The organism is Nocardiopsis sp. iso_186 (assembly GCF_056173365.1).
The window spans coordinates 2560177-2581819 of record NZ_CM149670.1 but is presented as its reverse complement, the minus strand read 5'-3'; the positions used below and the strand labels follow the sequence as shown (position 1 = coordinate 2581819).

The window sequence follows — 21643 nt, the reverse complement described above, 5'->3', positions numbered from 1 at the left end:
GCCGTCCACGGCGCTTCGTTGCGCCCTGGCGCCCCGCCGCTCCGGCTGCACGCGTCCCCTCGTCCGTGCGGACCGAGCCGCGTCCGAGCGGGCCGCATGCCGTTTGCAGTCTCACGAAAGAACCGGGAACGGACCCCCCTATTTTTTCGGGGCTGCTCCCCATACCCGGTATCGAACGCCTGGGGAAATACAACCGCGACAAAACGGTTGATCGGCGAATGGAGGCGTCGTCGAATGCGACGGCCAAGGGCAGGCAGGAATCTTCCGTTCGACCGATTACCCGGTAATGGGCGAACAATTGGATGAGGGCCTGGGATTTACCGCCCCCGAACCTAGAATTGGCAGGCGGTCTGCGGCTTTTCTCTCGCCGGATCGTTCTTTCGTGTTCGCAGGAGCACCGGTCCGCTTCGGCCACTGTTGCTGATGCGGGACAAGGGAGGCAGTACGTGGCGGTGAGCACGGCGGACGGCGTGGACGACGGATCAGGGGAACCCACCGCTCGAATCGAGGTGGCGCTGGGCGAGCGCACCTATCCCGTGCTGATCGGGGCGGGTGTTCGCCGTCAACTGCCCAAGGTCATCGCCGGTCTCGGGGCCCAGCGGGTGGTCGTGGCTTCGGCGCGCCCGGCCGAGTGGGTTCCCGACCCGGGCGTTCCCGCGCGGGTCGTACCGGTGCGCGACGGGGAGCCGAGCAAGAATCTGGCTGCGGTGGAGCAACTGTGCAGCGAATTCGTCGGATTCGGGCTGACCCGCGACGACGCGGTCGTCTCTTGCGGTGGGGGGACCGTGACCGACCTCGTGGGGTTGGCGGCCGCCCTCTACCATCGCGGGGTGGCGGTGGTCCACGTGCCCACATCGCTGCTCGCGCAGGTCGATGCCAGTGTGGGCGGCAAGACCGCGGTGAACCTCCCCGAGGGGAAGAACCTCGTCGGTGCCTTCTGGCAGCCCAGCGCGGTACTGTGCGACAGCGACTACCTGACGACGCTTCCCCGGGCCGAACTGTTGAACGGGTACGGCGAGATCGCCCGTTGCCACTTCATTGGGGCCGGCGACCTGCGCGGCCTCACCGTTCAGGAGCAGATCGCGGCGAGCGTGGCGCTGAAGGCGTCCATCGTCGCCGCTGACGAGCGCGACCACGGCCTGCGCCACCTGCTGAACTACGGGCACACGCTGGGACACGCGCTGGAGCGCGCCAGCGACTACTCGGTGCGCCACGGCGAAGGTGTCGCGATCGGGACGGTGTTCGCCGGCCGGCTCGCCGGGCTCCTGGGACGGATCGGTGCCGACCGGGTCCGCGAGCACGCCGAGGTGGTGGAAGGGTACGGCCTGCGCAGCGCGCTGCCGGCCGGTGTCCCGGTGCCGCGGCTGTTGGAACTGATGCGCCTGGACAAGAAGGCGACCTCCGGGTTGGCTTTTGTCCTCGACGGTCCGCGGGGTGCCGAACTGGTGCGTGGCGTACCCGAGACGGCCGTCGCCGCGACACTGCGGGCGATGCCCAGCGAGTCCCCCTAACCCGACGACGACCTCCCCGAGCCGCCGGCCCCCGTGACCGATCCGCGCGGTACCGGCGTCGTGTGGGTGGAGAAGGAGCCTGGCCGGTCAGCCGGACACCGGGGCGGGGCACCAGGCCAACAGCCCTGCGGGGGACGTGAGCACGCGGTCGGGGCGTTCGCGCAGGAGAGCCGCCTCGTCGGTCTCGCCCCACAGCGCGGCGACCGCCATGACCCCCGCGGCCCGGGCACTGGCCAGGTCGGTCACCGCGTCCCCGACCATCATCGCCTCGCCCGGCGCCACCCCGAGCAGGTCGAGTGCGCGCAGCACGATGTCGGGTGCGGGTTTGGGCCGGGGAACCTCGTCGGAACCGACCACATGGTCGAACAGGTCCAGAACACCGAGGACGGCCAGGAGGGAACGTGCGCGGGGCCCGCTCTTCCCCGTGGCGATCGCGAGGCCCAGGCCGCGCTCGCGCAGGGTCGTGAGCGTCTCGGTCACCCCGTCGAAGAGCGGAACACGATGGGCCAGCCGGTAGCTTTCCCGAACAAAGGGGACCTCCATCTCCGGGGGCAGGCCCATGACGGCCATGATGTCGGGGAAGTAGCGCCCCAGATGGCGGTTGTACTCGGCGAACGGCGCGGGACCGGGGCCCACGACCTCGGCGTAGGCGATGGTGAACGCCTCGCGCATGACCTCGAAGCTGTTGACGATCACACCGTCGAGGTCGAAGACCACCGCGCGCAGCGGGTGATCGGTTCCCGGGACTTCCGGCAGGTCCGGTCGCGGGGTGGAGTCGGTCTGCATGCTCGTCGCTCCTTGGGGTGTCGCTGTGGCGCCGGCAGGACCTAGCGTGCGGCGGCGACCGGACGGATCTGCGCTGCTCGGGCGGAGGCGTAGATGCCGTCGATGACCGCGATGATCTGGCGGGCGTCGTCGAGTGCGTCCCCGTGGGTCGCCGGGTCGGCGAGCAGCGCGGGGATCAGGTCGAGCTGGCGGTCGTACTCGGCACCGACGGGATCGTCCGGCAGGGGGAGGTGGACCGTGTGGCCGTCACGGGTGAGGGTCAGCGACGAACGGCCGGACCGGTTCGGGCTGAAGCCGAAGGTACAGCTCAGCGTGGCCGTCGCCCGGCTGCCCTCGGCCCGGAGCAGGGTGGTGTCGTGGGCCTCGTGGGAAGCCCACGACGCCCGCAACGCGATGGAGGTCCCCTCATCGGTGGTGAGGAAACCGCGCGCGGTGTCCTCCACGTCGCCGGCGGAAGCCGGGCTCGTCGATGCGGTACCCTCTCCTCGCCATACGGCCCGGCGGGAGTGGGCGTTGACGAAGTCGGCGGAGGTGGCACCCACCACCTGCGCGAAGCTGACCGGTCCGAGTAGAGCCAGCGCGGTGTCCAGAAGATGCCATCCCAGGTCGAGCAGTGCTCCGCCACCGGCCAGTTGCCGGTGGGTGAACCAGCCCCCACTGTCGGGCACGCCCCGCGCACGGACCCAGGCCACATCGAGGTGCCGGATCGGCCCCAGGGAGGGCAGCACGTCGTGCAGGGCGCGGACGTCACCGCGCAGACGGGCCGCGCTACCGGCGAGCAGGGCGGCGCCGCCCGACCGCTCAGCAGCTGCCAACCGGTCGGCCTGTTCGATGTCCAGGCAGACGGGTTTCTCCACGAATACGGGCAGCCCTCGCCGGAGGAGCTGGACGGCGACCGCGCAGTGGGCATGATTGGGGACCGCGACGACGGCCAGATCGACCTGCCCGGGCGCGAGCCCGCCGACGTCTGCGAGGATCGGGACGCCCGGCGCGGCCCGGGCGAACGCCTCCCGTGCCGTCGGGTCGAGGTCCACGGCGGCAACGATCGCGAAACCGGGGTGGCGCCGCAGCCGCGGCAACCAGATGGACGTGGCGGCCCACCCCAGGCCGACCAGGGCGACTCTGATGGGCGCCCCGGGATCGGCCTGGGCAGGCGGGAGGTTCACACCCGCCCCACTACGTCGGCGAGGACGGCGGCGACGTCGTGTATCTGCTGTTCGGAGCCGAGGAGGACCCGGTGGTGCAGCCACACGCAATCGGTGCTGATGGCCTCGGCGTTGGGGCAACGTCGGGCGACGTCCTCGACGGATTCTTCCGGCGCCCCGGTCTCCCAGAAGGCGTCCGTACGGTGGATCGCCCGAAACGCGGCGAAGGCAGGTATTCCCTCTTCGACAAGGGCGTCCACGAGCGCGTTGCGCCTGTGCTCGCCGATGCCGGGGAGACGGAACATCGCCATGTAGTGCGGTTTGCGGTCGCAGCGGGGATCGCGTGCCTGGGGGACCACCCCCGGGATCGCGGCGAGCAGGTCCGCGAGGAGCGGGGCGCGCTCCTCGCGAACGGCGATCTGCGCGTCCAGGCGGGACAATTGGGCGCGCAGTACAGCCGCCGAGAACTCGTTCATCCGGAAGTTCGATCCCGAGGTCCGGTGGAAGTAGCCGCGGTCGGCGCGGGGCCGCCCGCAGTTGTGGCGCAGGAAGCCGGCCGCGCTGGTGGCGTCGTCGGGGAAGAGGACCGCGCCTCCCTCCCCGGCTGTCATGAGCTTGCCGTTCTGGAAGCTGAACGTGGCGATCGAGCCGAGTTCCCCGACCCGCCGGCCCTGCCAGCGCGCCCCGTGGGCGTGCGCGGCGTCCTGGATGAGCGGGACCGCGGACTCGTCGGCGATCTTGGCCAGGGCGTCCATGTCGCAGAACTGGCCGGCCATGTGCACCGGCATGATCGCACGGGTCCGGGGGCCGATCGCGGCTTCGACCGCGACGGGGTCGAGGCAGTAGGTGTCGGGGGTGACGTTGACGGGCACCGCCACCGCGCCCAGTCGTTGGACGGCCTGCGAGGAGGAGATGAAGGTGAAGGCCGGAACGATGACCTCGGTGCCGGGGCCGACCCCCAGTACTTCGAGGCCGAGTTCCAGCGCGTGGGTCCCGTTGGTGACCGCCAGCGTGTGCGGGGCTCCGTGGTAGTCACCGAACTCGCGCTCGAAAGCATCGACTTCTCCGCCACCCATCCGCCACCACTGGCCCTGTTCCAGGGCGCGGACCAACCCGGTGTACTCTCCGCCGTCGTACTGGGGCCACGTCGGGAAGTCGAGATCCCGGCCTGTTCGAGGACTCAATTGATCCCACTCCCATTCCACTCGGACAAAAGGGAAACATCATCGGCTGAATTATGGAATTCCCGGGGCGGCGATGCCCCGGGGAAGCCCGTCGGCCCTGTTCGGCAGGGAGGGTGAGCACACCCGTCGGGACCGGATTTCCCAGGAGCTTAATGATGTGCCCGGAACACTCCAACCCCCTAATTGTGTGGGCACCCCCCTTAGTTGGGGGATTTATCGGACTGTCTTTGGCTTCTCCTTGTGCCCTGGCCTACCTTCGATTCGAGCGCACCGGGAGAAAACGCGTTGTCGCGTGGTCGAGGCGAACAGGCCGGCACGCGAGCAGAAAGGGTGTCTGGTGAAGGACGTACTGCTGTTGAACGGCCCCAACCTGGGAATGCTGGGGCAGCGGGAGGTCGGTATCTACGGCACCGACACGCTCTTCGACATCGAGAAGGCCGTCGGCGAGGAGGTCGCCGACCGCGGTTGGCGGGTCGTGGCCCGCCAGCACGACAGCGAGGGGGAGATGATCGGGACGCTGCAGGGGCATTACGGGGCGGTCGGGGCGGTCGTCAACCCGGGTGCCCTGATGATCGCGGGTTGGAGCCTGCGCGACGCGCTGGCCAACTACCCGCGGCCCTGGATCGAGGTGCACCTGTCCAATGTCTGGGCGCGGGAGAGCTTCCGGCACGAGTCGGTGCTGGCTCCCCTGGCCAACGGTGTGATCGCGGGTCTGGGGCCGTTGGGCTACCGTCTCGCGGCGCGCGCCTTGTTGTCGGTCGCCGCCGATTGACCGGGCGGCCGGGCTCCCGGCCGGGGTCCAGTGGTCTCGGCAACGTGTTCGCCGGTCGGCTGTTCGGGGCGCTCCGGCCCGTGACGGGTTCGCCTTCGACCGCGGCCCCCTGCTCTTGGGGACGCCGCGGAACCGGGGGAACATGGTGGGTACCGCAGACGGACGCCTCCCCGTCGTGATTCCACGGGAACGGCGGGCCGATCAAGCCTTGGGCCGGCCGAAAGCGGACTCGATGCGTTCCCGGGAGAAGCGGCGCAACAGGGAGAACAGGATCGCCCCCGCGCTCAACGGCGCGAACCGCTCGACGGGGAGATTGCGGGAGAGGAAGTCGGCGAACGCCTCCGGCGTCGCCTCGCAGAGCAGGAACCCCTTGCTCTCGAAAGAATCCGCGTGAGGTCCGATGAGGGTGGCGGGCGACGCCTGGACCTCCACTTCGGCGACGAGCCCCACCTCGCGCAGGTTGGTCTCGTGGAGGAGGGCCAGGAAGACGACCTGGTCCTCTCGAACTCTGACACCGGCCTCTTCCCGAAGTTCGTTGCAGGCCGTCGCGTAGACGTCGAGCTCCTCCGAGCGGCGGTCCCGGGTCGCGCTGACCATCCCCGCCGCCGCGCACGTGAAATCCTGTTTGCCGTGAAAGTTCTTGTCGGGGTTGCGGCGCTGGATCAGAAGCCACTCGCGGCCGGAATCTCGTATAACGATCGCGAAGAAGGCCAGAATCGTGGAAAGGATGCCGACAACCCGATCGAAGACGACCATGAAAACCACCCTGATTGTTCAGGGTATTCGAAAGTCCGCGTGTCGGTCGAGTGTTTTCCTGTCCCGATCGGCGTCGGCGTCGCCGGGGGCCGGCCGTCTATCCGGTTCGCGCGACCAGTTCGCGGGAAAGCGTGGGCTCCACGATTGCGAACTGAATTCTCGAATCAGTGACCGGACCGCCGGCTCCCCGGACTCGACCGCCGAGTCGAGCCGGTTCGGATCGGTGACGGCCAAGCCGAGCCTCCCGGCTGTCTCACGGAGCCCGGTGGCAGACGTCCACTGGGAAAGCAGTCCCTGACCACGGCCGTCCTTTCGCCGCCGGGCGTCGTCGGAGAGATCATGGGCCACTCTGCCGACCTGGCCGAGCAGGGCGGGAATCGTTCCCCTGGCATCGATACAGGCACCGCCCAGGCTGGTTCCCAGGTCCACCACCAGACAACGCCTGAGACCGGAGCGCGCACAGTGGAAATACGCCTTCGAGCGCGTGTCCTGGGCGATCACGACGGGGAGGCCGAACCGGCTCCCCACCCTCCTGGGCAAGTCGCAGAAGGACCGAAAGGACGACCGGCCCCGTGCTCGTGCTCCACCCTCGAGAAGCCGATCGAAAGGGCCCACTGGGCCCTTCCGGCCGGAGAAGATCGGGCTCACGGCTCCCGCACCGAACTTGGCGGGAAGGGACGATCGCCCCTCAACCGGTCTCGGCGTTCCGGAGCCAGGCGGAGCGAAGGCCGCGATCCGGAGGTATCCCGTACTCGCGACGATCTTCTCCTGAGGGGTCGCGGCCTCATGCGTGCCCTGGACGCCGGCAGTGGGCACACCGGTGGACGCCGCACCGAAACGATCCGTCAGCGGATGCCCTCCGGAGGGAGCGGACTTCCCACGATCGTGTGCCCACCAGCAGGTGGGCACACGATCAGGCGCCCGGGACCGCTCATCCGGCTTCGGGGCGGGCCGCGGCGTGGACCGCGCCGTGCAGCGAGGAGAAACCGCCCAGTTTCGCCTCCCGGACCTGGGGTGGGGGGTGACCGGGCCGCCCCAGTGCGGCGGCCCGCTGGGACACCGCGGCGACGAAACCCGGCAGTCCGGTGGCGAACCCCCCGCCGACCACCGCGAGCGAGGGGTGCAGTAGTTCCCCCACCCCGACCACCGCGGCGGCCAATGCGTCACAGCTCTCGCGCACCGCCGACACCGCCCAGGCCCGGTTGGCGGCCAACGCGTCACGCAGCCCGGCGAAATCCACGTGGGCACCGCGCAACCGGGACGCCCTGCGTAGCGTCGCCGGGCCCGAGGCGACCGCCTGGAGGCACCCCCGGCGGCCGCAATCACAGCGTGGACCGGCCCGATCGATGGGCAGATGCCCGATCTCGCACGACCCTCGACGGGTGTCCAGGCACGAACGTCCGCCGATCACGATTCCACCGCCCACCCCGGTGCCCACACCCAGATAGAGCAGGTCGGTACGCCCTGCCGCGTAGGACTCGGCCAGTGCCGCGAGGTCACCGTCATCGGCACAGTGCACCGGGACCCCCGGGACCAGCGCGCGCAGCGCGGAGCGCAGGTTGACACCGACCCACCCCGGCCGCCCCGGCCAGGCGCTCACCCGGCCGTAGCGGTCCAGGGTCGCGGGCGACGCCACCCCGACGCCTTCGACGGCTCCGCCCCACTGTGCACACAATCCCCTGACCGCTTCGGCCAGTGCCGCGAGGTCGGCATCGGGGTCGGCACCGCGATCCGGTCCCGGCTCCGGCCAGCGAAAGACCGTCTGCCAGGGCGCACGACCCGCCCCTTCCAGCCGCAACGCCACCTTGGTCCCACCGATGTCGATGCCCAGCCGACTCATCCCACCCGCCGTATCGGCCCGGTTCCCCGGGGCCTCACAGCGGCCGCAGCTCGAAGAACCGCTGCTGCCACAGGTCGAACAGCTCGGATTTGAGCCCATCGGTGAGCGCAACGCTTTGAGCGGCGAGCGAACGGGTGTCGTTGACCTCCGTGAGCAACGAGAAGAGGGCGGCGGAAACCTCGGCGCGCGGACCGGTGGAATAGTCGAGGAAGATTTCGTGGGTGGTGACGCGCTGTCCGGCCGGCAACGGACGCACCCGGGTGGCCAGCCGGGTCACCGGCCTGAATCGCAGTGCCAGGTTGTCGAACCCCAGGGGTCCGCCGGGACCGCGTCGGACCAGGAAGTCCTCGATCACCAGGGCGTCCAGCCCGGTGGTCAGGAAACCGGTGATGACGTCGTGCACGCTTTGCACGATGGGCTCGGCGTTGTTGTTGAAGGAGGTGTTGAGCAGGACCGGGGTGCCGGTGAGACGGCCGAATTCGTTGACCAGGCGGTGGAAACGCTCATTGGCGCGGGCGTTGACCACCTGGACCCGAGCGGTGCCGTTGACATGGGTGACCGCGCCCAACAGGCGGCGGTGCTCCTCCCGGACCCGCACCACGAACGACATGAAGTCGTAGTTCGCGGCGGTCGCGGGAAGCTCGAAGTAGTCGTGTGCCGCCTCGACGGTGACGACGGGGGCGAACGGGCGGAAACTCTCGCGTTTCTTCACCATCGCGTTGATGCGGGTCTGGTTCTGCGCGGGGCGGGCGTCGGCGATGATGCTGCGGTTGCCCAGCGCGCGCGGGCCGAACTCCGAGCCGCCGTGGGCCCATCCGATCACCGCTCCTTGGGCCAGGAGTCGCGCGGTGGTCCCGACGATGTCGTGGGGCTGCTCGACCTCGACCATCGGCGCCCAGCCCGCCAGCGCCGCGGCGATCTCCTGGAGCGAGCCGAGATCGGGGCCGACCGAGGCACTGCGCAGTCGCGGTAGCGGCCGGGGCGAGGCGCCGAGCAGGCGCCCGGCCGCCAGCGCGGCGCCCTCACCGGCGCCGGAGTCGTGCGAGGCCGGGTGGACGAACACTTCGTCGAAGAGACCGGAACGCAGTATCGCGCCGTTGAGGCTGCAATTGTGTGCGACACCGCCGCCGAAGGCCAACCGGGTGAGTCCAGTGGTCTCGGCCCAATAACGCAGCACGTGCAGGGCGATCTTCTCGACCGCTTCCTGGAGACCGGCGGCGAAGTCCTTGTGCTCCTGGGCGAAGGGTTCCCCCTTGCGCCTGGGCAGCAGCCCCACAGCGGCGAAGGGCGGGCCGATCAGGTTGGGAACGGCCGTGCTGTGGTGGACGGTGTACTCGCCCTTCTCCTCCAGGGTGTAGAGCTCCTGGAAGACGTCGCGGTAGCGGGCGGGGTCGCCGTAGGGGGCAAGTCCCATGACCTTGTACTCGTCGCCGAACTTGTACCCCAGGAACTGGGTGGCGCTGAGGTAGACCGATCCCAGGGATTTTCCCGCCGGGTAGGTGGCGAGGCTTTCCAGGTGCCCGCCGGCGGAGCGAAACACCGTTCCCGACTCTTCTTCGCCCCGGCCGTCCATGATCACCACCAGCGCCTCGTCCATTCCCGAACGGACCAGCGCGGACGTGGCGTGTGCGACGTGGTGGGGGATGTAGACGAGGCGGTCGTCGGGCAATTCCCAGCCGAACTCGGCCTTGAGACGGTCCTTGATCAGCCTGCGGGAGTGGCGGACCGGGACACGGGGGTCGTCGGTGTAGAGCTGGTTGAGGACCGCGTCCATGTGGTCCTCGCGGAAGTAGTACCCCACGGCGTCGATGTCGTCAGGGGTGACCCCTGCGGTGGCCAGACAGGCCCGGATGGCGTTGGCCGGGAATTTGGTGGTCTTCTTGATGCGGTTGAGCCGTTCTTCCTCCACCGCAGCGATGAGGACGCCGTCGCGGATCAGGCTCGCGGAGGCGTCGTGGAAGAAGAATTCCAACATGTCGGGCACCAGGTCGGTGTCCTCAGCGGAGAAATTCCCGTTCAGGCCGAGTACCAGCATTGTATTCACCGAACCAGACGAGAGCGATGGAGGTTGACCGAACGCGGAAGCAGGAATCGTTTTCCCTGCGGGCAGGACGGCGCCATCATGATAAAAAAATAAACCCGCACCGAACAGTTCCCCTTTTCCATTGCCGACCCACCGGACGGCAACCAGAACTTCGCGGGAACCATTTTCCACGGCGCAACCGGAATCACTCGAAAAACGGTGAAACAATTCGTTGACAAGCCCCTGGGGCTTCCGCTCAAATATTCAGCGACCCCTTCATCCGGGGGAAATTCCCTATTGAAAGGCCCCCTGTGCGCTACCTCCTGCTCATTCCCACCGACGCCGCGCACTGGGCGACCCTGACACAGGCACAGCGCGACCAGCGCCTGACCGAGCACGTTGACTTCACCCGCTCGATCATCGCCAGTGGCGAGCACGTGGACAGCGCGGTTCTTTCCGTGCCGGCCGACTCGCGCACGGTGCGGGTCCGTGACGGCAGGACCGAGATCATCGAGGGGCCGCGCAGCACCGACGAGGAACAACTCGGCGGCTACTACCTCGTCAACTGCGCCGATGACGAGCGCGCCGCGGAGGTCGCCTCCCAGGTGCCCGACGCCAGGTTCACGTCCGTGGAGATCCGCCGGCTCAAAACCATAACCGGACTGATGACGTGACCGGGGCGGCCCGGGCGGAGGTGCGCTGACCGTGCCCGCCACACCCGTCGAAGCACTGCACGCGGCAGTGGCGCTGGCCGTCGTCCTGCTCCTCGCCTGGTTGGGCCGAATCGTGTTCCGCGCGATCGGACAGCCACCGGTGATCGGCGAGATCGTGGTCGGCCTGCTTCTCGGCCCGGCGGTCATCGCCCTGGCCGGTCGGGCCGCGCTGGAGGCGCTGCTGCCCGGCACGGTGGTGGAGGTACTGCGTCACCTGGGGCACGCCGGGCTGATGCTGTTCCTGCTGGGCATCGCCTACGAGATGCGCGTCCGCGGCGCCGGCACCGGGTCGCGCCCCGTGGCGTGGGTGGCGGTGACGTCGTTCCTCCCGGCCCTTGCCGCCGGCGCACTGTTGGCCCTGTGGATCGACCGGACCGGCCCCACCGCCCTGCGCGGTGATGCCCCCCTGCCGTCGTTCCTGCTCCTGCTCGCCGTGGCCCTGGCGGTCACCGCCGTCCCCGTGCTCGCCCGGATTCTCGCCGACCGCGGCATGACCACGACAACAGCGGGACGGCTGTCCCTGCAGGCGGCGGTCGTCATCGACGTCCCCGCATGGCTGCTGCTGGCGGTTGCCGTGGGGGGTGCCGGCAGCGGGTTGTTCGTGGCACTGGCGGTCCTGGTGGGCTGTGTCGTGCTGGTGGCCCTGGTGCGACCGCTCGTGCGCAGCGGCCCCGCCGACCGCCTGTTCGCCAGGTCGCCTCTCCTTGGCGCCGTCCTGGTGGGCGGCTTCACCCTCGCGATGGCCTGGACGACCGAGCACCTCGGCCTGACCTCGCTGTTCGGCGCGTTCCTGGTCGGCTTCGTCCTGCCCCGCCCCGGTTCACTGGCCCCGTGGCCCGAGATCGTCGGCCGGGTCTCTCGGGTCGGCAGCCTGCTCATGCCCGTGTTCTTCCTGGTGACCGGGGCGACCGTGCTCTCCGGGCCACTCAGTGGCATGTCGTGGACGATGATGGCCGCGGTCACGGCCGTGGCGATCGTCGTGAAGACGGCGGGCGGCTACCTCGGTGGACGGCTGGGCGGGGAATCGCACTGGACCGGGCTGCGCCTGGCCGCGCTGATGAACACCCGCGGCCTCACCGAGATCGTGGTCCTGCAGGCCGGGTACAGCGCCGGCATTCTCCCTCCCGCGCTGTTCCTCGCGTTGTTGGGCATGACCCTGATCACCACGTGTCTGACCGCACCGCTCTTGACGGTCATCGACTTCGTCGCGGCGCGTTCCTCCGGTAGGCCGCCGCATCCCCCCGCCCCGTCGGACGCCCGCGAGACACCCGCGCCACCCGAAGCACCGGGCAGACCGGCGGAGGAACCCTCGTAACCAAAGCCAGGAGAAGCACCATGACGGCACCGGACACGATCACCGAACTGCTGTGGGACCAGTGGAAGACCAAGACGCTGCACAGCGCGATCCAGCTGCGGGTGTTCACCGAGCTGGGACGTTCCCCGTTGACCTCCCCCGAGATCCGTGCACGACTGGGCCTGCGCGCCGGGCCCAGGGCCGTCGAGGACTTCATGGACTCGCTCGTGGCACTGGGCCTGCTGCTCCGGGAGGAAGGCCGCTACCGCAACGGTCCCGAGGCAGCGCACTACCTGGACGCCGGCAGACCCGAGGTCTACCTCGGGGCGGCGATCGACCAAGCGCTCGACGGACCCGTCATCGACGTGGCCGCCGACCTGCGCGCCGGCCACTCCCCCGATGCCCTGCCCTCGGCCCAGGAGTTCTACTCCGGCCTCTACACCTCCGAGGAGGGGAGCCGGGGGTTCCTGCGCATCATGACCGCGGAGAGCACGGGCCCCGCCCAGGCCATGGCCGAACGGTTCCCCTGGGAGCGGTACCGCCGCCTGGTCAACGTGGGCTGTGCGGAAGGGGCCGTGGCGGCGCAGATCGTGGACCGGCACCCGCATCTGAGCGCCATCGGGTTCGACCTTCCCCCCGTGCGTCCCGCCTTCGAGGAGTTCACGACAGCGGCCGGCGTGACCGACCGGGTGCGCTTCCAGGCCGGTGATTTTTTCGCCGAGGCGCTCCCCGAGGCCGACGTGGTGGTCTTCGGGCAGGTCCTGCACAACTGGGACCTGGAGCGCAAACGGATCCTCATCGGGAAGGCCTACGAGGCGCTTCCGCCCGGTGGTGCGGTGGTGGTCTATGAGCGGCTGGTGGACGAGGATCGACGCAGCAGCCTGGGCGCGCTGTTCATGAGCCTGAGGATGAACCTGGCACTGGGCGGTGGTTTCGATTTCACCGGGGCCGAGTGCGAGGGCTGGCTGCGCGACGCCGGCTTCGCCCGGACCTCGGTGCGCGCCCTGGACGCGAACCGGTCGATGGTGATCGGCTTCAAGGAACACGCGGTCTGACCGGTGCCGGCCACGCGGGGAACCCTCGGCGTGGCCGGCACTTCTCGGTACCGGGGTGCGGTGCGCCGGCTCTATCCGCGGGGCGGGCCTTCGGCCTGTTCGGGACCGCGGGGGGCCCGCCCCCGGGCAGGACGGGAGAAGCGCCGCACCAGGGGGTCCTCCACGCACCGAAACAGCGCGATGGCCAGGAGCTGGCAGATCACGAACATGGCAACGATGACCAGCGTGCCCTCCACGACACCGAAGTAGCGGTCGGGCCCGAGCAGGTGGCGGGTGACCGCCATGACGGGGTAGTGCAGCAGGTACATCGCGTAGGAGGCCTCCCCGAGGGCGACCACGGTCCGGTTCTGCAACCAGCCGGTCTCGCCGCGCAGGTCGCGGGTGGCCAGGACGGGGATCAGCAGGGCGAGCGGAATCGCGAGAAAACCGCTGCGACCGTAGATGGGCGGTAGGGCCAGCGTGATCAGCCAGAACAGGACGGTGGCGCCGGCCACCCAGCTCATGCGCACGGGAGGCCAGCGGTCGGCTTGCACGATCAGGGCGAGCAGGACCCCCAGCAGGAACTCGGGCATGCGCACGACCGGGAAGAAGTAGACCAGCCAGGTCTCGGTGAAAGAGAACGGCGGCCACAACGGCCACGCCGGTGCGCTGATCGCTGCGTCGATGAGGGCCGGCAGGAGGGCGATGGCGGCCGCCGTCGCGCCGAAGCACCACCACAGCCGGTTGGCCGCAATCCGTCGCAGCGGTCCGATCAGCAACGGGAACAACAGGTAGAAGAAGAGCTCGCAGGACACCGACCAGGAGATCCCGTTGACGCTGAGCAGGTAGGAGGGCACCGGGATCCAGGTCTGCACCAGTGCGAGGTTGGCCAGTGCCGGCCCGGCGTCGGGCGGCGGTCCCAGCATGGGCAGTGGACCGAACACGATCCCGAGCAGGGCGAGGGTCAGGGCCCAGGTGAGGATGTGGTTGGGAAAGATCTTGACGACGCGGCGGCGCCAGAAAAGCGCGGGCGTGTCCCCCGGGGCGGCCGACCAGGTGAGCGCGAACCCGCTCAGGATGAAGAAACACGACAGGGACGATATTCCGTAGGGCAAAATGACGCCGAGATGGTTCAACCGGTCATCGGCGTAAAGCCGCGCCGTTTCAAGGGCGTGGCAGAGGAACACCAGGATCGCGAGAACGCAGCGGAGGCCGGTAAGCGACGGCAGGCGCATCGGTTTCGGGGGCGAAACGGTCATCGGCACTGCTTCCCTTCTGGGGACGGCGGGGCCGATCGGGGTTTCCACCGTTTCCATTACCGAAAAGTGCGACGCCGTGAAAGGGAAGGCAAATGCGCGCCCTTACGAAAATGGCACACCGAGCCGGACCGAAACGTCGGGAAAACCCTTTCGACCGCGATCACCATAACCGAGGGGATCGAAATCAGGGGGCACGCGGCGCACCGGATCACCACTGCCCGCCCATTGCCCGCCCACCGCTCTGCGGGAAGGACGAACGGCCAGGGCGCTCCGGCGCGCGCCCTTCCCCAGTGGCACCGACCCGTCCGACACACCGGGGGGCCGGGCCTTCCCACCGGACCCTTGTGCCATGCTGACCCGTCATGAGCGCCCGTCTCCCCGGAGCGGACCGACCGCACGAGGGCACCGTCACGGTGGTGTTCGACCTGGACGGGGTCCTGACCCACCACGACACGTTCGGCGCGCTGGTCCGGGCCCAGCTGATGCGCGCCCGGTGGCGGCTGTTGCTGTCGCTGCCCGTCGTGGCGGCCTTCGCCCTGTCGGCCCGGCTACCGCGGGTGCGTGCCCGCCTGTCCCGCTCACTGGTGCGCATCGCGCTGCTGGGACGCACCGAGGAATGGTTCACCGGATACGCCGAACGGTTCGGCGCCGAGCTGGCGCGCACTCCCGGCTGGGTGGTGCACGACGCGGTACGCCGCATCCGTGACCACCAGGAGCGGGGCGACCTGGTGGCGGTCGCGACCGCCACGGACCGGGGCCTGGCAGCGGCACTGCTCCGCGCGATCGGCGTTCGCGACGTGGTGCTGGTGGCCTCAGGGGTGCGTACCGGGCGGTTGGGGCTCGGGCTGGCACCGCACAACCACGGACGACGCAAACCCGGGGCACTCGTCCGCGCCGGGGCGGCTCCGCCCTGGGACGTCGTCTACACCGATTCCCTCGCCGATCTGCCACTGCTCCGCGGGGCGCGCCGCGCCGTGCTGGTCAACGCCACGCGCGCGACACGGTCGAGGGCCGCGCGTCAACTGGGGCGTCCGGTCGAGACCGCCGAGTGGAGTTGAGGACGGCAGCGTCCCGCCCCGATCCGCGCATGGCCGTCGTCGGCCGGGAACCGATCCCGCACCGGCCCTCGTCCATCGTTCGCCACAGGCGCGGAACCTGCCCCCCTCCCAGCAATTTTCACTCTTAGTAATCACTTGGGCCGCTGTAGAGGTTTCGGTCAGGTGTCGAACGTTAGCTCTTCATTGCACAGACATTCGTGGAACTTTGAGGTATTGCGTGTTCTTTTGTGGAGGTGTTACCGTCAAATCGGCTTCTAGCTGGTCGCGACTGAGGATTTGTGTGTTGTTCCGACTGTTTCGACCAAGCCCCCCTGATTGGAGTAGTGGCAATGCGGCTTTTCGGCTACCTCGATCGGCTGTCCGCGCAGCCCGGCGATGAACTCTCAGTAATGATCAGTGCGCCTGAGGGAACAGCGACACTCGACCTCGTCCGCCTGGTGCACGGGGACGAGAACCCACGCGGCCCCGGCTTCGTGACCGAACCCGTCGATTCCTGGGCTCCCGTCGAGACCGCAGTGGGCCCCCAGATCACCCTGCCCGGCTCCTACCTCGTCGCCGAGGGGGTGTTCGCCGGGCGGCTCGGCCCCCGAACGACACTGGAGGTCCTGGCCTGGCCCACGACCCCCGACTCCGAAGGCGTCCAGGGGCTGCTCAGCGTGGTCAACGACGCGGGCGGCACGGTCGCGGCACTGGTTCTGGACCATGGACGTCCGGCCGTAATCACAGCGGAGGGGACGGCGGTCCGGCTCGACGCACCGCTGTCGGCCCGCCGCTGGTACCGGGTGCGCGCCACACTGGACGGTGACCGCACCCAGGTCTGCGCCACCGCCGTCACCCCCTTCGCCGGGGAGGCCGCCCACTCCGAACGCTCCGGCTCAGGTGCCCCCGGCCTGGACCGGGCATCCGGTGTACTCGCCGCGGCCACCCGGCTGGAAAAGGTCGGCCCCGGCCGTGCCCGCCCCGAGGGCCTCTACAACGGCAAGCTGGAACGCCCCGTCGTGCGCTCCGACGGAGAAGTGGTCGCCGAATGGGCCTTCTCCGAGGACCACGCGGAGGCCGGCGTGCCCGACGTGAGCGGCAACCGGCACCATGCCCGACTGGTCAACATGCCCGCACGCGCCATGACCGGGCACTCCTGGGACGGTTCCGCCTCCGACCCGAGGACGGCTCCCGAACAGTACGGGGCGATCCACTTCCACGACGACGACCTGATCGACGCCGGATGGCAGGTCAGTGCCAGGGTCGGGCTGCCCGCCGACCTGCCCAGCGGAATCTACGCGGTCCGGGTCCGGGTCCGGACCCCCGAAGGGGGCGAGACCGACCACATCCCGGTGGTGGTGCGTCCGGCGGACCACCAGGCCAAGGCCCCGGTCGCCTACCTGATCCCCACGTTCACCTACGTCGCCTACGCCAACGAGCGCTTGCAGCACCGGCTGGACTACGAAGCCGAGGGGATCACCGACCACCCGATCACCCCCGACCGCTTCGACCGTGCGCTGGCCGACCATCCGGAGTTCGGCGGCAGCCTCTACGACCACCACTCCGACGGCTCGGGCGTGTGCTACTCCAGCTTCCTGCGGCCGATCCCCAACATGCGTCCCGACTACCGGATGTGGCTACAGAACGCGCCCCGCCACCTGGGCGCCGACCTCTACCTCATCCCCTGGTTCCGGCGTCAGGGCTTCGAGTACGACGTGATCAGCGACCACGACCTGCACGCCGATCCCGATCTGCTCGACGACTACCAGGTCGTGGTCACCGGGTCCCACCCGGAGTACCACAGCCAGTCGATGCTCGACTCGATCGCACGCCACACCGGTAGCGGCGGCAGCCTCATGTACCTGGGGGGCAACGGTTTCTACTGGGTGACCTCCCAGGACCCCGAGCGCCCGCACGCGCTGGAGGTCCGCCGCTCGTCGGGAATCCGCACCTGGGAAGTGCGGCCGGGCGAGCAGCACCACTCCACGACGGGCGAACAGGGCGGTCTCTGGCGCTGGCGCGGCCGCAGTCCCAACGCCATGCTCGGGGTCGGCATGTGCAGCCAGGGATGGGACGAGAAGGCACCGCCCTTCGAACGCACCGAGTTGTCCTACGCGCCCGAGTGGTCCTGGGTCTTCGAGGGCGTGGACGACCGCGTCATCGGCGACTTCGGCCTGATCATGGACGGCGCCAGCGGTGACGAGGTCAACCGCTGCGACTTCGCGCTGGGCAGCCCGCCCAACACCGCGGTCCTTGCCACCTCGCGCCGGCACAGCGACTACTACCAGCTCGCCGTCGAGGACGTGCTCATGCTCGCCCCCGGTCTGGGCGGCAGCGAGTGCACCGACGTGCGATCGGACATGGTCGTCGTGGAGCAGCCCAGCGGCGGTGCGGTGTTCTCCGTCGGATCCATCTGCTTCACCGGCTGTGTCCCCGTCAACGACTACGACAACAACGTCTCCCACCTGCTGCGCAACGTCCTGCGCAACTTCCGCGACCGCGGCGCCAAGAACACCGCCTCCGCGCGCTGAGCGTCCCCGCGTCCCCACCGGCGCCCGTTTCCCGCTCCCCCGCCGCCTGCCCCGCCCACCCTCGGGGTCCGCGGCCCGGGAGCCACGCACCCCGACCCCGGGTGCCCGTCGCGCATCACCGCGCACTCCGATCGTGCCCCCGCCCCACCTTTCCCTTGTGCGAAGGAACCTGTCATGACCATGAAGAAGTCATCCGCCACCAGCCGCTCCCTGTGGGCCGCGCCCCTCGCCCTGACCGCGCTGCTCGGCGGCACCGCCTGCGGCGGTATCCAGGAGGCCGGCGGGTCGGGCGGCGACTGCGAACGCTCCGCCGAGAAGGTCATCGGCTTCGACTACCCGTTGACCTCGCTGTCGGTCTACGGAGACCTCCAGCGCTTCGCCCAGGAGCGCGGCGAGGAGCGCGGTTACGAGATCCGCTTCACCGCCGACGACGAGAACCTGGAGAAGCAGACCCAGAACGTCCAGACCTGGGTCACCCAGCAGATCCCGGCCATCGTGTCCTACCCGCTGGAGCCGGCCTCCATGGAACCGCTCGCCAAGGAGGCCATGGGCAACTGCACCGTCTTCGTCTCCTACGCCTCACCGCTGGAGAACCAGGACGCCTCGGTCCTGTTCAGCGGCCTGGAGAGCGGCCAGGAACTCGGCAAGGCCGCGGCGGCGTGGGCCGCCGAGCAGGAGGACACCGTCAAGGTCCTCATCCTCAACAACCGCGACCTTGCCGTGGGCGCCGAGCGCGACGACGGCCTCAACGAGGTCTTCCCCGGCGACGCCGACAACATCGAGGTGGTCTCCACCCAGAAGGCCGGCACCCGTACCGACGGCGAGAAGATCACCAGCACCGTCCTGCAGGCCAACCCCGACCTGGACATGGTGCTGGCCTACAACGACGACGTGGGCCTGGGCGCACGCCAGGCGTTCCTCAACGCCGGCCGTGACGCCGACGACCCCTCGGTGTTCATCGGCGGCCAGGACGGGTCCGCCGAAGGGCTCCAGGCCGTCTCCGACGGCGGCATCTACCGCGTCTCCGTGGCGGTGCGCATCCGCGACATCGGCTACGCGGTGACCGACGTGCCCGCCGACATCCTCGAGGGCAAGGAGACCGACGGCGTCAACGTGCCTCCGGTGGCCATCGACTCCGACCACCCGGAGCTGCAGGACTACCTCGGCGACTACTCCTCCTGACCCGACCACACGACCACGAGGGGAGAACGCGATGTCGCTGCGGATGCGCGATGTGGTGAAGAGCTACGGTTCCTTCACCGTCCTCAAGGGGGTCAACCTCACGGTCGAGCCCGGGGAGGTCCACGCGCTGCTGGGCCCCAACGGGGCCGGAAAGTCCACCCTGATCAAGTGCGTCGGCGGCGTCGTGGTCCCCGACTCGGGAACCATCACCCTCGACGGCCGGCCGTTGGCCGACCTGAGCCCGGCCCGCGCCTTCGACGCCGGGATCGCCACCATCCACCAGCACCTGTCCCTCATCGACGTCCTGTCGGTGGTGGACAACCTGTTCCTCGGACAGGAGATGCGGGGCCTGGGCGTCATCGACCGGCGCGGCCAACTCGCCCAGGCCCGGGAACTGCTGGAGCGGTTCGGTATCGCCGTCTCCCCCAAGGCACGGGTCGGTGACCTTCCCATGGGCACCAAGCAGCTCCTGGAGATCGCCAAGGCGTGGCACCGCACGTCCGTGCGGGTGCTGATCCTGGACGAACCCACCGCCTCCCTGTCCCAGAGCGAGAGCGAGCGCCTCTTCACCGAGGTGGCGAAGATGAAGGAAATGGGGGCGCGCATCATCTACACCACGCACCGGCTGGGCGAGGTGTTTCGCATCGCCGACCGGTTGACGGTCATCCGGGACGGCGCGGTCGCGATGAGCCGCCCGGTGGCCGAGGTCCGGCCCGACGAGATCGTGGCCGCGATCTCGGGCGCGGTCGCCCCGACAAAGCGGGCCACGCGTGCGGCAGCCACCGGCCCACCGGTACTGGAGCTCTCCGGCCTGCGGGGTCCACGGTTCGGCCCGATCGACCTGGACGTGCGCGCCGGCGAGATCGTCGGCCTCTACGGAGTGCTCGGCTCGGGCCGCAGTTCGCTGCTGGAGACACTCGCCGGTCGGTTCCGCGCCACCGGCGGGACGGCGATGGTCGGGGGGCGGGCGCACCGTCCCCGCACACCGGCCGCGGCACTGCGCACGGGGGTGGCCCTGGTTCCCTCGGACCGCCTGCGCCAAGCCCTCCTCGGCTCGCGCTCGGCCGCCGACAACCTGCTGCTGCCCTCGTTCACCCGCCTGGGCACCCTGGGGGTGCGCCGTGCATCCGCAGAACGGGCGACGTTCGCCCGGATCGGCGAGCGGGTCAACCTCCAACCTCTCGCCCCTCGCCGCAAAGGAGCGGAATTCTCCGGCGGCAACCAGCAGAAACTGATCCTAGGGCGCTGGCTGGCCCAAGCGGACCGGCTGGGCGTACTGCTGCTGGACGAGCCGACCCAGGGGGTGGACGTGGGGGCTCGGCGCCAGATCTACGACGTGTGCCGTGAACTGGCCGACCGCGGCCTGGCCGTCGTCTTCGCGTCCTCCGACGCCCAAGAGGTCGCCGAACTCGCCGAACGAGCCGTCGTCGTCGAAGAGGGCCGCGCCGTCGCGGAGTTCACCGGGGACGCGATCACCGAGTCGGCCCTCCTGGACCGCGCCCACCAGTTCACCGGTGTCACCACCGACACGATGGACGCCCCCAACGCACCGAAAGAGCACTGATGAGCACCACTCTTGCCGCCCCGCGCTCCAGCGGCCCGGGCACCGGGCGCGACCCGGTGGAGATCGCGCTGCGCTCGGCCCTGATGATCGGGCTCCTCGTCCTGATCGCCTTCTTCGCCGTCCAGAGCCCGCTGTTCTTCACAGTGGGCAACGTCCGCAACATCGCGCTGTCCAGCGCGGTCCTGCTCGTGGTGGCCGTGCCCCAAGCGCTGCTGGTCATCATGGGCTACGTCAACCTGTCGGTCGGCTCAGCCGTGGGACTGGCCGGGGTGATCACCGGCCTGCTCATCGTCAACCACAACACGCCGTGGTACCTGGCGGCTCTGGCCGGCATCCTGGTCGGCATCGCCTGCGGCCTGTTCAACGGCTTCTTCGTGGCCTTCACCAAGCTCAGTCCGATCATCGTCACCCTGGGCACCCTGCAACTGTTCCGCGGCATCACCCAGTTCCTGCGGGACAACCCCCCGGCCGGGTTCGGTGCCGAAATGGGTCTGCTGGGCCGCGGCGTCTACCTCGGGGTTCCCGTCCCGGTCTGGATCGCACTGGCCGTGTTCGCCCTCGGTGCGTTCTTCCTCTACGGGACCCCCGCCGGACGCCACGTCTACGCCATCGGCGTCAACCAGGAAGCGTCCTTTTTGTCGGGGGTCGCCGTCAAACGGCTCCCGCTGCTGTTGTACGGGGCCATCGGCGCCGCCGCGGGGCTGGGCGGGCTGCTCTACGCCGCACGCCTGGACTCGGCGCCGCCCGGGACCCTGGGCGTCAACTTCGAACTGGAGGTCCTGACCGCGGTGCTGTTGGGCGGCATCGCCTTCAGCGGCGGCCGCGGCACCATGGTCGGCGTCCTGCTGGGAGTGCTCTTCCTGGGGGTCCTGCACAACGGCATGACGCTCATGAACGTCCCCTACTACGGCCAGGCGATCGCCACCGGCCTGGCACTCATCGCCGCCGCCGGACTGGACGAACTGGGTCAGAAACCCAGCAGGCTCCGGCTTATCCTTCGCCGGAAGTGACC

The 21643-nt window shown here is 69.5% G+C and carries 17 protein-coding genes; 10 read left to right on the top strand and 7 right to left on the bottom strand.

The annotated features are described in order from the left end of the window. Positions 1–446 precede the first annotated feature (446 nt). Positions 447–1511, top strand: coding sequence for a 3-dehydroquinate synthase family protein (locus tag AC0VYP_RS11440; RefSeq protein WP_285761883.1), 1065 nt, complete (start codon positions 447–449; stop codon positions 1509–1511). An 87-nt stretch (positions 1512–1598) separates the two neighbouring features. Here AC0VYP_RS11440 and AC0VYP_RS11435 read toward each other — a convergent pair whose 3' ends face one another. Genes AC0VYP_RS11435 through AC0VYP_RS11425 form a run of 3 tightly spaced genes read right to left on the bottom strand, consistent with a single transcriptional unit; the run spans position 1599 to position 4626 of the window. Continuing rightward, positions 1599–2297: an HAD-IA family hydrolase gene (locus AC0VYP_RS11435; RefSeq protein WP_475473963.1), complete on the bottom strand. Its 699-nt coding sequence runs from the start codon at positions 2295–2297 to the stop codon at positions 1599–1601. A gap of 41 nt (positions 2298–2338) precedes the next feature. Continuing rightward, positions 2339–3463, bottom strand: coding sequence for a Gfo/Idh/MocA family protein (locus tag AC0VYP_RS11430; protein WP_475473961.1), 1125 nt, complete (start codon positions 3461–3463; stop codon positions 2339–2341). Beyond that, complete coding sequence (locus AC0VYP_RS11425) at positions 3460–4626, bottom strand: DegT/DnrJ/EryC1/StrS family aminotransferase (RefSeq protein WP_475473959.1); 1167 nt, start codon at positions 4624–4626, stop codon at positions 3460–3462. The genes AC0VYP_RS11430 and AC0VYP_RS11425 overlap by 4 nt, the downstream gene beginning before the upstream one ends. 337 nt (positions 4627–4963) lie before the next feature. Between AC0VYP_RS11425 and AC0VYP_RS11420 the strand changes: the two genes are divergently transcribed. After that, positions 4964–5398 (top strand): type II 3-dehydroquinate dehydratase, encoded by a 435-nt coding sequence (locus AC0VYP_RS11420; RefSeq protein WP_285761879.1) that lies wholly within the window; start codon positions 4964–4966, stop codon positions 5396–5398. Positions 5399–5599: 201 nt separating this feature from the next. Here the strand turns inward: AC0VYP_RS11420 and AC0VYP_RS11415 are convergent, their stop codons facing one another. The 3 genes from AC0VYP_RS11415 to AC0VYP_RS11405 form a co-directional block, all read right to left on the bottom strand. Continuing rightward, a complete protein-coding gene (locus AC0VYP_RS11415; protein ID WP_475473957.1) occupies positions 5600–6154 on the bottom strand; it encodes an NUDIX hydrolase in 555 nt (184 codons plus the stop codon). A 931-nt stretch (positions 6155–7085) separates the two neighbouring features. Further along, positions 7086–7994, bottom strand: coding sequence for an ROK family protein (locus AC0VYP_RS11410; protein WP_475473955.1), 909 nt, complete (start codon positions 7992–7994; stop codon positions 7086–7088). A 34-nt stretch (positions 7995–8028) separates the two neighbouring features. Further along, entirely contained in the window at positions 8029–10029 is a 2001-nt protein-coding gene (locus AC0VYP_RS11405) for a carbamoyltransferase family protein (RefSeq protein WP_475473953.1), read from the bottom strand. 299 nt (positions 10030–10328) lie between these two features. On the opposite strand from AC0VYP_RS11405, the gene AC0VYP_RS11400 reads away from it, so the two are divergent. From AC0VYP_RS11400 to AC0VYP_RS11390, 3 genes are read left to right on the top strand one after another with little or no spacing between them, the layout of a single operon-like run. Beyond that, a complete protein-coding gene (locus tag AC0VYP_RS11400) occupies positions 10329–10691 on the top strand; it encodes a YciI family protein (protein ID WP_475473952.1) in 363 nt (120 codons plus the stop codon). Positions 10692–10722: 31 nt separating this feature from the next. Then, complete coding sequence (locus AC0VYP_RS11395; protein WP_475473950.1) at positions 10723–12045, top strand: cation:proton antiporter; 1323 nt, start codon at positions 10723–10725, stop codon at positions 12043–12045. 20 nt (positions 12046–12065) lie between these two features. Next, positions 12066–13079 (top strand): methyltransferase, encoded by a 1014-nt coding sequence (locus AC0VYP_RS11390; RefSeq protein ID WP_475473948.1) that lies wholly within the window; start codon positions 12066–12068, stop codon positions 13077–13079. 71 nt (positions 13080–13150) lie between these two features. On the opposite strand, the gene AC0VYP_RS11385 is transcribed toward AC0VYP_RS11390, so the two are convergent. Then, positions 13151–14317 (bottom strand): acyltransferase family protein, encoded by a 1167-nt coding sequence (locus tag AC0VYP_RS11385; RefSeq protein ID WP_285761871.1) that lies wholly within the window; start codon positions 14315–14317, stop codon positions 13151–13153. A 362-nt stretch (positions 14318–14679) separates the two neighbouring features. Here AC0VYP_RS11385 and AC0VYP_RS11380 point away from each other — a divergent pair, with 362 nt between their 5' ends. The 5 genes from AC0VYP_RS11380 (at position 14680) to AC0VYP_RS11360 (ending at position 21641) form a co-directional block, all read left to right on the top strand. Next, on the top strand, positions 14680–15375 hold the full coding sequence (locus tag AC0VYP_RS11380; RefSeq protein ID WP_475473946.1) for an HAD family hydrolase: 696 nt from the start codon (positions 14680–14682) through the stop codon (positions 15373–15375). 389 nt (positions 15376–15764) lie between these two features. Further along, the gene (locus AC0VYP_RS11375) at positions 15765–17885 is read left to right on the top strand and encodes a N,N-dimethylformamidase beta subunit family domain-containing protein (protein ID WP_475473944.1); all 2121 of its coding nucleotides are present in this window, start codon (positions 15765–15767) and stop codon (positions 17883–17885) included. Positions 17886–18059: 174 nt separating this feature from the next. Continuing rightward, positions 18060–19067, top strand: a complete 1008-nt coding sequence (locus tag AC0VYP_RS11370) for a sugar ABC transporter substrate-binding protein (protein WP_285761868.1) — start codon at positions 18060–18062, stop codon at positions 19065–19067. Positions 19068–19098: 31 nt separating this feature from the next. Further along, complete coding sequence (locus tag AC0VYP_RS11365) at positions 19099–20631, top strand: sugar ABC transporter ATP-binding protein (RefSeq protein WP_475473942.1); 1533 nt, start codon at positions 19099–19101, stop codon at positions 20629–20631. After that, positions 20631–21641 (top strand): ABC transporter permease, encoded by a 1011-nt coding sequence (locus AC0VYP_RS11360; protein ID WP_475473941.1) that lies wholly within the window; start codon positions 20631–20633, stop codon positions 21639–21641. Before AC0VYP_RS11365 ends, AC0VYP_RS11360 begins: the two co-directional genes overlap by 1 nt. Positions 21642–21643: the final 2 nt, after the last annotated feature.